We start from the raw sequence: 12518 nt of genomic DNA on the forward strand, positions 1-12518 counted from the left end.
TGGCGATCAGCCAAATAACCGCGCTGCAGCCATGGCGCCCATGCGTTGGCTGATGGCAAAAAACTCTGCCACGGTGTCATCAATGATCTGCTGCGCGGTCTTGACGGAATCGATGAGCCCGGCGGTCTGCCCCGCGAGGGCCGGTGCGGCCTCCATCTCGCCGTCAAAGTACACGCGCTGGATGCCCGCAAAGCTGTCGGCGGGCATGAGGCCTGCCTCATGGATGGCCTGGGTGCGCTGCGACTTGAGCGCGCGGATGCAAGGGCTGGCCTTGGTGTTGAGCATCCAGGTGCCGGTCACGCCCGCATCGATGATGGCGTTCTTGTAGTTGGCGTGCACGGGGCTTTCGGCGCAGCTCACAAACCGTGTGCCCATCTGCACCGCCTCGGCCCCCAGTGCAAAGGCCGCCGCCATGCCGCGCCCGTCGCAGATGCCCCCGGCGGCCACCAGCGGCACATCCACCCGCGCGCGGATGGCTTGCAGCAGCACCAGGGTGGAGACTTCTTCGGGGTTCTTGAAACCGCCGCCTTCGCCGCCCTCGACCACCAGGCCGTCGATGCCTGCGTCCACGCATTTGAGCGCCGCGTCCACCGTGGGCACCGCGTGGTACACGGTGATGCCCGCATCCTTGAGCGGCGCGATGAACTTGGCCGGGCTGCCCGCCGAGGTGGTCACAAACTTCACGCCCGACGCGCACACAAAGCGCAGCATGGCGTCGTCTTTCAGAAAACGGATGGGCAGGTTCACGCCGAAGGGCAGGCCCAGTGCGCTCATCTTGGTGATCTCGGCCTGGCAGTTGGCCGTCTCGCCCGACGATGTCTCGATGATGCCCAGCCCGCCCGCGCGGGACACTGCCGATGCCAGCTGCGTGCGCGCGATCCAGCCCATGGGCGCCTGGATGATGGGGTAGCGCACGCCCGTGTGGGCGAGGACGCGGTTGGTGGCGGGTGCGGTCATGGGCGGAGTCTCCTGATTTTTGGAGTGCCCATTATTTCGACGGGTGCGCTGTCGTCGTGTCGCCCGGGTTACGGTGCAGCGGGCGTGCCTTGCGTCTCTTCCCACGGCAAGCGTGCAAACAGCCGCTGCCAATCGGAGACGGGGCTGGCGTTGGCAATCTCTGCCGTGTCGTGCCCGGGGCCCCAGCCCGCAGGCCCCGGCCATGGCAGCCCGCTGTCAAACGTCATCACAGCGCCCGACACGGGGTGTGGCACCGTCAGCTGCCACGCATGCAGCCACAGCCTCTGCTGCCCCAGCCGCTCGGCCCACCAGCGGTTGAGGGGGCCTTTGCCGTGTGTCGCGTCGCCGATGATGGGGTGGGCCAGGTGCTTGAGGTGGCGGCGTATCTGGTGGCGCCGCCCGGTGGTGGGGATCGCCTCGACCAGCGAGGCGCGGGTGGTGGCAAAACGCACATCGCTGGCCTCGTCGAGCGTGAGCTGCGCCAGGCGCCGAAAGCGGGTGTGGGCGTCCTGGACGGCCGCATCGGCCGGGGCATCGTCGGGCTTCAAGGCGTGGTCCACCTCGATGGCCTCGGGCGCCCAGCCGCGCACCAGGGCCAGGTAGCGCTTGTGCGTGGCGCCGTGCTCGAAGGCCTGTGAAAGTGCCCGCGCCGCGTCGCTGTGCAGCGCCATCACCAGCACGCCGCAGGTGCCCTTGTCGAGCCGGTGCACCGGGAACACATGCTGGCCCAGCTGGTCGCGCAGGGTCTGCATCACAAACCGCGTCTCGCCCGCGTCCAGCCCCGTGCGGTGCACCAGCCAGCCCGCAGGCTTGTAGACGGCCACCAGGTGCTCGTCGCGCCAAAGGATGTGCAGAGGGGGCATGGAAGAAGGTAGAGAAAAAAGGGGCGGGAGGCCGTGGACAGGGGCCCAACCGCACGACAGCACGGCCGATGCCGGGGCTGGCGCAGGGCTCATGCGGCGGCATCGTTTCTACTATACGGCGGTGGGTAGGGCGCCCGCGTGGCCTGGCCTGCACACTGCTGACAAATTCTGGCAGCAGGGGCGATAAGCTCCCGGTCCATCAGAGGGGGCTTCATGATCCACCGCTTTCAATGCCAGTGTGCCAAGGTCGTCGGCGAGGTGGCCGACACGCGCTCCGCCATCCACGCCGTCTGTTATTGCCGAGACTGCCAGGCCTATGCCCACCATCTGGGGCAGCCCGACGCGGTGCTGAACCCTCTGGCCGGCACCGAGGTGGTGGGCACGCATGCCCGCAACGTGTCTTTCACCCGCGGCGCCGAACAGCTGGCCTGCCTGTCGCTGTCCGAGGCGGGATTGCTGCGCTGGTATGCGCGCTGCTGCAATACCCCCTTGGCCAATACGGGGCGCGACTGGCGCATGCCCTATGTGGGGCTGGTCCACCTGTGCCTGCGCGCGGGCGGCGAGCCGCTTGCGCCCGCGTTTGGGCCGGTGCAGATGCACCTGGAGACCGCCAGCGCCAAGGGCACGCCGCCCCGCATGCGCTGGAGCCAGCTGAAGGCGCTGCTGGGCTTCATGCCCCGCATTGCGGCGGCGCGATTCACCGGTAGCTACCGCTGTACACCATTCTTCACGGCCACTGGCGCGCCTGTGGTGGCGGTGCGTGTGCTGTCCGCCGCCGAACGCGAAAAGGCCGTGGCAGCGGTGTAGCAGCTGGGCCGGGTGCCGTAGTTCTTTGCGCTACTACCCACGCGCCAGGGCGTGCCAGAATGCCGACGGTTTGCCATGGAGCCCCTGGTCTGGAGGCATGTGCATCGGCCCGCGCTGCGCTCCTCGCAAAACCGAAAAACAATACAAGGAGACCCCATGTCCGCTGGAGACTGGAAAGACATGTACGCCGCCGCAGTGGAGGGCGACCTGGCACTGGTGCGCCACCACATCAGCGCGGGCGTCAACCCCAACTACCAGCACCCCGAGATTCTGTGCACGCCCCTGGTGGCTAGCCTGATCCATGGGCACAGCGAGATCGCGCACTATCTGTTGGCCCACGGCGCCGACCCCGGGTTGCGCTCCGACTTTGACGACATGACCCCGCTGGAGGCCGCACGCAGGTACCGGCGCACCGAGTTCATCGCCTTGCTGCAGGCACGGGGTGCCAAGGAAGAGCGCAAACCGTTCTGGTGGCGCTGGTTGCCGGTGTAGGCGATGCGGCGGGGTGATGGACCACCCTGTTGCCCACAGGTTCTCAGAGGCCGGCCAGGCAGCGCGCGAGGGCCGCATTGAACTGCTGCGGGGCTTCCAGTGAAGGCAAATGCGCCACACCCGGTAGCACGGTGCCTTGCGCGGCAGGGATGCGCTGCGCGAGCAGCCTGCATCGGTCTTGCAAATGCGGCAGGTCGAGATCTCCCCACAGCACGGCCGTGGGGGTTTGGATGGACTCCAGCCGCCCCCATGCCGACGGCTCTTCGACGGCCACGCCCGGGTGAGGTGCTCGCAGTGCGGTCCCGTTCATCGACAGAAAAAGGGAGCGTGCCTCGCCTCCGACCCGGCCCGGCGGGCTCAGGGGGCCGTCCAGCCACAGCTGGGCCTGCAGTTCGTTTTTGGCATCCAGGTCGCCACGCGATGCGGTTGCATGGATGGTGTCCATGAGCGCTTTCACCGTGGCGACGGGCTCCGGCATCGGTGCGCCGCCGACACCGGGCGACACCAGCACCAAGCCACCCACGCGCGCAGGCTGAGCCATGGCTGCATCGATGGCAATACGACCACCCATGGAGCAGCCGACGAGAACTGCCTGCTCATATCCAAGAGCATCCATTACCGACCACAGGTCGGCCACGTGAGAATGCGGCGTGGGTGCGAGAGTGCGCGATTCGCCAAACCCTCGGCGGTCATAGCTGATGGCAGGGCGGAACGAGGCCAGCCAGCTGCTGGACGCCCGCCACATGCGTCGGTCTGCGACGTTGGCGTGCAGGAAAAGGACCGGCACACCCGCAGCACAGGGGTGAGCCTCCTGCTCTGCAGCCAGCAACGCACCGCTGACTTGCACCTGCATCGTTTTCCTTGTTGTCATGCGGGGGAAGATACCGACCGCCGACTCGGGGTGTCAAGGCGAAGTGTCAAGCGGCTTGCTGCACAGGGTCACAGCAGCGCGGCTTCCTTCGCCCGCATCTTGGCAGCTATGTACTCCCCATGCGTCACATGCAGCAGCCCTGCCACCTTGCTGATGGTGTGCATCTCGTTCTCGTCCAGGCGCGCATCGGCATACGCCACCTGCCACATGGCCTCCACGAGCTGGATCTTCTGGTCCTGCGTGAAGTGATCGTTGAGGCTGCTGGTAAATCGCTGGTAGTCGTAGGCAGTCTTCGATGTGGTTACGGCCAGCTCCAGCAGGCGCTCCAGCTCATCATCGCTCAGCGCAAATTTGCTGCGCAGGGCGGTCACCATGGTGGAGCGCTCGGCGTCGTCCATGGCGGCATCAAACCGCACCACCTCCACCAGCAGCACGGCGGCTGCCAGTTGCACGGCGTGGGCGCGCGCGGCGGGCGACTGGGTGGTAGAGGGCTGCGTGAAGCTATCAAACAGGTCTTTGAGGGTTCGGAACATCGGGTGCTTTTCGGTATGCGGGGCAAATGGGGTGGAGGCGCGGTGGATGGGTTGGTTCCCGCAGCGCGCGCGGGCGGGCTGCGCACTTTGCGCTCGCGTGGTGCACCGCCCCGGCGACAATCGGGGGCCATGACGAAGAAAACCATACTCCCCCTGCAACTGCTGGTTGCCCCCGACAAGAACGATCCCAAGCCGCTGATCCTGTACCACGGGCGCAATTGCCCCGACGGTTTTGGCGCGGCGCTGGCCGCATGGCTGTACTACGGCGACAGTGCTGAATACGTGGGGCTCGACCACGGCGATGTCAAGTCTGCGGACGACCTGCCGCCCCTGCAAGGCCGTGCGGTTTACATCCTCGACTTTTCCTTTGCCGCCGAGGTGATGGCTGCCATCGACGAGCGGGCCGCCAAGCTGGTGATGCTGGACCACCACAAGAGCGCCGCCGAAAAACTCACTGGCTTTGCCTGCCGCTGCGGTGTTGTGCACTTCGACATGAGCAAGTCGGGCGCGCGCCTGGCGTGGGAGTTCTTTCACCCGCACGAGCCTATCCCTGAGCTGCTCAAGTACGTGGAAGACCGCGACATCTGGAAGTGGGAGTTTGCCGAGAGCGCCGCGTTCTTGTCGGCCCTCGACATGGAAGAACAGGGCTTTGCGCGCTGGCGCGAGATCGCGGCCTTCACGCCCGAGCAGCTCCAACAGTTCATGGTGCGCGGTGAGGCCATGGACCAGAAGTACAAGAAGCTCTGCGCCGACATTGCCGAAGGCGCGCAGCCGCTGGTGTTCAACGGCATCACCGGGCTGATGGTGAATGCGCCCGGCATGTTCCACAGCCTGGTGGGCGACATCCTCTCGGCCAAGACCGGCACCTTTGCACTGATGTGGAGCGCTGGCGAAAAAGGTGTGAAGGTGGGGCTGCGTGCGCAGCGCAACTTTGACTGCATCGCGCTGGCCGAAAGCATGGGCGGCGGCGGGCATGCGCAGGCCTGCGGCTTCAAGATGAAGGTGGAGCGCCTGCCCGAGCTGCTCTCTGGCACCTTCAACGCCTGAAGCAGGGGGCGGTTCTGAATAAAAATCGGCCTTTGCGCGCGATGGATAAGCGCTGATAGCTATTAAATTTATAGCAATCGGCGCAAGCTACACCAGCCGCAAGTCCGCCCCCTTGGTCCCTGGAAACACCCGCGCCACGGCGGCTGCGTTCAGTCCGTACATGCGCGCAAACAGCCCGCCCAGCACGACGCGGTAGTCGTTGAGCACGGGGTAGTCGCGGTTCTGGAGCAAGGTGGTGGCCGTCAGTGCCTGCTGCTCGCCCACAATGCGCCCGCCGCCCACACCACCGCCCAGCACCCAGAACACGGTGCCGTGGCCGTGGTCGGTGCCCCGGTTGCCGTTTTCGCGGAAGGTGCGGCCAAACTCGCTGACCACCACGACCACGGTGCTCTTCCATGCCGGGCCCATCTCGTCGGCAAAGCCTGCCAGGCCCCGGCCCAGCTCTTCAAACCGGTTGGCCAGCGCGCCCGTGGCTGCACCTTGGCCCACATGGGTGTCCCAGCCGCCCACGTCCACAAAGCCGATCTGGTAGCGCGTCTGCATCAGCCGCGCCATACGCCGGGCCGTGCCTTCAAAACCCTTGGTGCTCAGCGCATTGCGGCTGGCGGCTTCCATCTCGCCCTGCATGGTGCGGGCGACTTCTTCGCGCGTGGCAAAACCTTCGACCACGGGTGTGGCCAGTGGCGTGCCCCGGTACATGGATTCGATGAGCTGCGCCTGCCGCGCATCCACGCCGCTGCGGCCCGCCGCCGCGCTCAGCAGCGTGTTGGGCACATCCACTGCGCCGCGCAGCACCAGGGGCAAGGTGCTGGTGAAGGCCATGGGCTGCCGCGTGGCCGTGGCTGGGGTGTTGCCGGTGCGCGGGTTCAGCTCGGCCACCAGCCGGTTCAAAAAACCCGAGCGGTAGTCGCGCCGCCCGCCCACGGGCTGGCCCAGCTCCATGCTGTCTTGCGTGTCGAAGTGGCTGCGCGAGAGGTCGTCGGTGCCCGCAAAGGGCACAAAGGCCAGCTGGCGCTGCTGGTACAGCGGCAGCATCGATTCGGCCAGCGCGGGGTGCAGGCCCCAGTCGGGCGTGAGCGGCAGCGCGCCGCCGTCCTGCCCGGGTCGGGCGATGGCGATGTTCGGGCGCGTCTCGTAGTAGTAGCTGCTGGCCGTGGGCACCAGCAGGCTGGCGCAGTCATAACCACCGCGCAAGAACACAAGCAGAAAACGCACGTCCTGCGCGCCGGGGGTGGCCATCGCGCTGGCGCTGTGCACGCCGAGGGCGCTGGCGCCCAGAGCTTGAAGAAGGTGTCTGCGTCGCATGGTGGTTTCCTCAGCCGTGCATGAATTCCGGTGATGCAAGGAACAACAGGTTCCACTCACGCGGTGATGTTGCCTGCGCCAGCGCATTGCGCGTGGCGGCCGACCAGGCGGGCTGCAGGGCGCGCACATAGGCACTCTGCGCCAGCGGTGGGGGCGTGCGCTGCGATGCCGACTGTTCGGCCATCCTCATCTCCTTCTCGCGCGGGGTGGGCATGGGGGCGGTGGCCACACCGGCCCCGATGGCGCGGGCGATCTCGAAGCGCGTGGACATTTGCCCTGAGCCTGCCCATGCCGCCGTATCCAGCGGGTAGCCGTCGGGCGTGGCGCGGCCATACAGGGGCTCGGCCAGGCGCTGCAGCCAGCCCAGTGCGGGCTCGGCGCCAGGCAGCACGGCGTCGCCATGGGCCAGGCGCAGGCTGGCCAGCACATAGTGCACCGGGTCGCGAAAGCGCTGGCCCAGCGATGCCCGAAATTCCGGAGCGCTGAACAGTGCCTCCAGCACGGCGGCGATATCGCCATCGGTGCGCTCGAACGTGCGGGCCAGCGTCTGCAGCAGTGCGGGCGGTGGCTTGTCGCCCACCAGGAAGAGCGCGATCTTGCGGGTGATGAAACGCGCCGTGGCCGGTGCGCGGGCCAGACGGTCCAGCGCTTCGTCCACCTCGCCCAGGCCTTCGGCGCGCAGGGGCTGGCCCAGCAGGGTCTTGGGCTCCCAGTCATGCCGCTGGGGGTTGAACTCGAACAGGCCGTCGCGCACGTAGTGGCGGCGCAGCGCGGGCTTCATGCGCGGGGGCTCGTCGCTGTCTGGCTGGCGCGCAATGCCCACACCGGTCAGCACGCGTGCCAGCTCCTGCACGTCCTGCTGGCTGTAGCCGCCGTCCACGCCCAGCGTGTGCAGCTCCATCAGCTCGCGCGCGTAGTTTTCGTTGATGCGGCCCGCTGCGTTGCGGGCGTTGTCCAGGTAGTGCAGCATGGCCGGGTGGCGCACCGTGGTACCCAGCAGGTCGCGAAAGCGGCCCAGGGCATGGGGGCGGATGGCGCGTTCCTCATAGTCGCCCACCAGCACACGCAGGTTGCCTTTGCCCGCAAACACGCTGAAGTGGTTCATCCAGAACCAGGTCATCTTCTCGCGCAGCTGGGTGGGCGAATACAGCGCGCGCAGCACAAAACGCTCGGCCGCCTCCTGCTGTAGCGCGCGCATGTCCTGCTGCCAGGCCTTGAGCGCGGCCTTGCGGCCATCCTCGGTGGGCTGGGCCTTGGCGGCCTGGTGCTGGGCCTCCATGCGCGCGGCCAGCTCGGGCAGGGGCGTGCGGGTGATGGCCATGGCGTCGATCTGCGCCTGGGCCGCGCGCGGCAGCGTGGCGGGCGGCGGGCGCAGCTGCGCGGCCAGATAGGCCGCAACCCCTTGCGGTGGCAGCGCCTGTGCGCCTTGGGGGGTGTTGCCCCAGGTCACGCGGTCCAGCAGGCGGGCAAGGGTGGGCTCGTCGGCGGTGTTCCAGGCAGCGGCGCCCGCCGGGGTGGTGGCGCGGGCCAGGCCCAGCGGGGCGGTGGCAGCCATGCCCAGCAGGCCTGCGAGCACGGTGCGGCGTTGAAGAGGACCTTGGGGCGGGGCGGAAGGAGCGTTCATGGGGTGCGCTTGGGGACAGGCAGTGGGCGCATGGTGCTCCGCCTCAATGCGCCGTGCAAGCCTGCCGCGCGGGTTTTACCTGCGCGACACAAACGCCCCGGAGCTTGTTTACACGGGCTGTCGCACCGTCGCTGAACCGCTCAGCTGCTGGCCTGCGCAGCTTCCTCGAAACGGTCCACCGTGCGCAGTGTCTTGAAGGCCAGCATCCAGCCGCCCACCACGCCCAGCGTGCACAGCCCGCCCACCACGGCGGCGGGCACCACGCCCAGCCACGCGGCGCTGGTGCCCGCGCGGAACTCGCCCAGCTCGTTGGACGAGCCGATGAACAGCATGTTGACCGCGTTCACCCGCCCGCGCATGGTGTCGGGGGTGGAGAACTGCACCAGCGCGCCGCGGATGTACACGCTTACCATGTCGGCCGCGCCAGCCACCATCAGCGCCGCAAACGACAGCCAGAACCAGTGCGAGAGCGCAAACACCAGGTTGGCCACGCCAAACACCGCCACGGCGATGAACATGGTGCGGCCCACATGGCGGTTGAAGGGCCGCATGCTCAGGTACAACCCCGCACCCACCTCGCCCACGGCCATGGCGCTGCGCAGCGCGCCCAGGCCCGCCGGGCCTACATGCAGCACCTCCTGCGCATAGATAGGCAGCAGGGCCACCACGCCGCCCAGCAGCACGGCGAACAGGTCCAGCGAAATGGTGCCCAGGATGATGGGCCGGGTGCGGATGAAGGTGATGCCTGCGCCAAAGCGCTCGAACATCGTTCCCTGCGCGGGGCCGGGCGCAGTGGCATGGGCCACCACCACACGCAGCAGCAGCGCCACGCCCAGCACAAAACACGCGCAGCACACGGCATAGGTCAACTCGCCCCCGCCCAGCGCATACAGCAGCCCGCCCAGCATCGGCCCTCCGATGCTGGCCACGCGCATCAGCATGCTGTTGGCGGCAATGGCCTGCGCGAGCTGCCCGCGCGGCACGATCTGCGGCAGCAGGCTTTGCATGGCTGGCCCCGAAAAAGCGCGTGCGCAGCCATACAGCATCAGCACCGCATAAATGCCCGCCACGCCGCTGGCCCCATGGCCCGCCAGCCACCACAGCAGGGCACTGCACACGCCGCCCACCGACCAGGCCAGCGCCAGGATGCGCCTGCGGTCAAAGCGGTCGATCAAATCGCCTGCTGGCAGCAGCAGGGCCAGCATGGGCAGAAACTGCGCCAGACCCACATAGGCCAGTGCCAGCGGCTCGCGGGTGAGGTCATACACCTGCCAGGCCACCACCACGGCCTGCACCTGGGTGGCGACCACGGCCACCACGCGGGCGATCAGAAAGGAAATGAAGCCGGAGTGGCCGTAGACGCTGGAGGTCTCCGCATCGGGTGCTGCAGGGGGGGAATGGGGGACTGTCATGAAAACGGAGCGGGTCGGCCGGGGCAGCGCATGCTGGGGGCCAGATGGGAAAGACCCCAGGATGCTAGCGGCTGTGCGGCCTGCACGCTCGGGCTTGGGGAAAGACCCGCAGAAATGGGTCTTCAGGTTTTGCCCTGGCCCGCCGATAAGGCAGAGAGGAAGAAGCGGGTTTGCGGCCTCGGCGCTGCTGCTGCGTGGGGCTGGGCGTGCCGCTTCGACCGGTTCGTACCGTTTGTCTATTCATCTGCTTTGACCAGGAGTCCCCGGGGCGTGCCATGGCGTTGACGATCAACACCAACATGATGTCGCTGAATGCGCAGCGCCGGCTTGGCGGTGCACAAAGTGACATGGCCACGACCGTGCAGCGCCTGTCCTCGGGCCTGCGCATCAACAGCGCCAAGGACGACGCGGCGGGCCTGGCGATCTCCGAGCGGTTCACTTCCCAGATCCGGGGGCTGAACCAGGCGGTACGCAATGCCAACGATGGCCTGTCGCTCATGCAGACGGCCGAGGGCGCGCTGCAGAGCGTCACGGCCAGCCTGCAGCGCATCCGCGAACTGGCTGTGCAGGCCGCCAACGACACCAACAGCGCGTCCGACCGCCAGGCCATCCAGGCCGAGGTGACGCGGCTGGCGCAAGAGATCGACCGCACCGGGCGCACCACGCAGTTCAACGGCATGGACGTGTTCGACCGCTCCGACGCCAGCGTGGTGGGCGACGAGAATCTGCTGTCCGTGTTTGACGGCCTGACCAGCGCGGGCAGCTGGCTGGAGAGCAGCGAAAACCTCATCCGCAGCTACTTTGGCCTGCAGGGCGATGGCGCGGCCATCGACATCCGCTACACCGGCTTTACCGACAACGCGGGCGGTGTGGCCGCCTATGTGCAGGTCACCGGGTTTGACGGGCAGGGGCGGGGCAACAACCTGGTGCTGCAGGTGGACATGGCCGACTTCGTGCCACCCAACCCGCCCAATGGCGGCGCTGCGCCGTTCTACAACGACCGTGTGATTGCCCACGAAATGGTGCACGCGGTGATGGCCCGCTCCACCAACTGGCAGAACATCACCGGCAGCCACCTGTGGTTTGCCGAAGGCGCGGCCGAGTTCATCCACGGCGCCGAAGAGCGCGTGCGCAACGACGTGGCCAACCTGGGCGTGGCGGCCGTGGTGGCGGCCATTGGCGGGCCCAGCAATACCAGCGAGTTCTACTCGTCCAGCTACTCGGCCGTGCGCTACATGCACGACCGCATCAAGACGGCGGGCGGCACCGGCATCAAGGATGTGCTCACCTACATGAGCAACAACCCCGGTTCCACGCTGGACGCGGCCATTGGCGCAGCCTCGGCCGGGGCCTTCACCAACGCGGGGGATGTGCTCACGCAGTATGGGCTCAACGGCGCGGCTTTCATCGGCGGTTTTGACCTGAACAATGCCGACACCGGCGCCATTGGCGGCGCCGACGTGGACGGCGGCATGGTGCGCGACGCCAAGGCGGCGCTGCCCAACCAGGGCAGCCGCTCGGGCAAGGACGCGCTGCAGGGCTTCACCGAGACCTACGAAAACATTGCCTCGACCAGCGGCGCCATCAGCACCAAGGTGTTCCAGGTGGGCGCCAATGCCAACCAGACCCTGGAAACCCGCGTGGGCGCGATTGGCCTGGGGGCCATGGGCCTGCGCAACACGCTGGACGTGACCACCTCGGCCGCACAGGCCATCGTGTCGGTAGACCGCGCGCTCGACTACGTGAACAGCCAGCGCGCCGTCATCGGCGCCCAGTCCTCGCGGCTGGAGTCGGCCATTGCCAACCTGCAGATCGGCAGCGAAAACCTGTCGGCCAGCCGCTCGCGCATTGTCGACACGGATTTCGCGGTAGAGACCGCCAGCCTGGCCCGCCAGCAGATCCTGCAGCAGGCGGGCAACGCCATGGTGGTGCAGGCCAACCAGATGCCCCAGGGCGTGCTGGCACTGCTGCGCACCTGAGGCAGTGTGACAAGAGGGTCAGCGCTGGCTGTGCCGGTGCCGGTAGGTCCACGGCGCCAGCGGCCGCTTCTGTGACCACAACCCTGTGCCGCTGCTGCGCGCCTGGCGCTGCAGCGCCACCAGCTGCGGGCGGGATTCGGCATAGGGCGTGTACACCCAGGCCAGGCCGGCACGCACCTGGGCGGTGGCCACATCGGCGCTGCCGCAGCGCACATGGGCCACCGTGCGGCCATAGCTGTCTTCGTCCACCGGCTGCAGCGCGGCGCGTTGCCTGAAGCACAGCTGCGCCAGGTGCTGCCGTGACTTCTGGCCAAAGGCCTGGCGTGACTCGGGCGCGTCGATGGCGGCGATACGCACCTTCACCTGCTGGTAGGCACCGGGCGCGCCGCAGCGCACGGTCAGGGTGTCGCCGTCGCTGATGGCGACGACCAGGCAGAGCAGGGAGGCAAGGGGCACGGCAGCAGAGGGAGAGAGAAATGGTGGAAGGCGAGCAAGAAGGCAGGTGACAGAATGTTGTGCCAAATTGCCACTTTGCGCTTTATGGATAAGCGCTAACAGCTATCAATAGTGTAGCATCTGGCGTGTTGTCTCTACGGGCTGCTGCAAATTGATACCTTGACGCGTGCAA

12 protein-coding genes are annotated in these 12518 nt (G+C 67.5%); 4 read left to right on the forward strand and 8 right to left on the reverse strand.

The genetic code is table 11. The features are described from left to right. Nucleotides 1-6: 6 nt before the first annotated feature. Together ACT89O_RS08540 and ACT89O_RS08545 are read right to left on the reverse strand one after the other, a co-directional pair. On the reverse strand, nucleotides 7-957 hold the full coding sequence (locus tag ACT89O_RS08540; RefSeq protein WP_487262340.1) for an NAD(P)H-dependent flavin oxidoreductase: 951 nt from the start codon (nucleotides 955-957) through the stop codon (nucleotides 7-9). A 68-nt stretch (nucleotides 958-1025) separates the two neighbouring features. Beyond that, on the reverse strand, nucleotides 1026-1820 hold the full coding sequence (locus ACT89O_RS08545; RefSeq protein WP_487262341.1) for a pseudouridine synthase: 795 nt from the start codon (nucleotides 1818-1820) through the stop codon (nucleotides 1026-1028). 213 nt (nucleotides 1821-2033) lie between these two features. Here ACT89O_RS08545 and ACT89O_RS08550 point away from each other — a divergent pair, with 213 nt between their 5' ends. Together ACT89O_RS08550 and ACT89O_RS08555 are read left to right on the forward strand one after the other, a co-directional pair. Then, nucleotides 2034-2627, forward strand: coding sequence for a DUF6151 family protein (locus ACT89O_RS08550; RefSeq protein ID WP_487262342.1), 594 nt, complete (start codon nucleotides 2034-2036; stop codon nucleotides 2625-2627). A 156-nt stretch (nucleotides 2628-2783) separates the two neighbouring features. Continuing rightward, complete coding sequence (locus ACT89O_RS08555) at nucleotides 2784-3119, forward strand: ankyrin repeat domain-containing protein (protein ID WP_487262343.1); 336 nt, start codon at nucleotides 2784-2786, stop codon at nucleotides 3117-3119. Between the two features lie 43 nt (nucleotides 3120-3162). Here ACT89O_RS08555 and ACT89O_RS08560 read toward each other — a convergent pair whose 3' ends face one another. Then, entirely contained in the window at nucleotides 3163-3972 is an 810-nt protein-coding gene (locus tag ACT89O_RS08560) for an alpha/beta fold hydrolase (protein WP_487262344.1), read from the reverse strand. An 86-nt stretch (nucleotides 3973-4058) separates the two neighbouring features. After that, nucleotides 4059-4523 carry a tellurite resistance TerB family protein gene (locus tag ACT89O_RS08565; RefSeq protein ID WP_487262345.1) on the reverse strand — a complete coding sequence of 155 codons (465 nt, stop codon included), beginning with the start codon at nucleotides 4521-4523 and terminating at the stop codon, nucleotides 4059-4061. Nucleotides 4524-4652: 129 nt separating this feature from the next. Between ACT89O_RS08565 and ACT89O_RS08570 the strand changes: the two genes are divergently transcribed. Continuing rightward, nucleotides 4653-5570: a DHH family phosphoesterase gene (locus ACT89O_RS08570; protein WP_487262346.1), complete on the forward strand. Its 918-nt coding sequence runs from the start codon at nucleotides 4653-4655 to the stop codon at nucleotides 5568-5570. A gap of 87 nt (nucleotides 5571-5657) precedes the next feature. Here ACT89O_RS08570 and ACT89O_RS08575 read toward each other — a convergent pair whose 3' ends face one another. From ACT89O_RS08575 to ACT89O_RS08585, 3 genes are all read right to left on the reverse strand, one after another. Beyond that, entirely contained in the window at nucleotides 5658-6875 is a 1218-nt protein-coding gene (locus ACT89O_RS08575) for a DUF1501 domain-containing protein (RefSeq protein WP_487262347.1), read from the reverse strand. A gap of 10 nt (nucleotides 6876-6885) precedes the next feature. Beyond that, on the reverse strand, nucleotides 6886-8499 hold the full coding sequence (locus ACT89O_RS08580) for a DUF1800 domain-containing protein (RefSeq protein WP_487262348.1): 1614 nt from the start codon (nucleotides 8497-8499) through the stop codon (nucleotides 6886-6888). 140 nt (nucleotides 8500-8639) lie between these two features. Then, nucleotides 8640-9911 carry an MFS transporter gene (locus ACT89O_RS08585; protein WP_487262349.1) on the reverse strand — a complete coding sequence of 424 codons (1272 nt, stop codon included), beginning with the start codon at nucleotides 9909-9911 and terminating at the stop codon, nucleotides 8640-8642. A 275-nt stretch (nucleotides 9912-10186) separates the two neighbouring features. Here ACT89O_RS08585 and ACT89O_RS08590 point away from each other — a divergent pair, with 275 nt between their 5' ends. Next, on the forward strand, nucleotides 10187-11890 hold the full coding sequence (locus tag ACT89O_RS08590; protein ID WP_487262350.1) for a flagellinolysin: 1704 nt from the start codon (nucleotides 10187-10189) through the stop codon (nucleotides 11888-11890). Between the two features lie 18 nt (nucleotides 11891-11908). On the opposite strand, the gene ACT89O_RS08595 is transcribed toward ACT89O_RS08590, so the two are convergent. Beyond that, nucleotides 11909-12346 carry a thermonuclease family protein gene (locus ACT89O_RS08595; protein ID WP_121419505.1) on the reverse strand — a complete coding sequence of 146 codons (438 nt, stop codon included), beginning with the start codon at nucleotides 12344-12346 and terminating at the stop codon, nucleotides 11909-11911. Between the last annotated feature and the right edge of the window lie 172 nt (nucleotides 12347-12518).

This window comes from Acidovorax sp. NN32 (assembly GCF_057597245.1).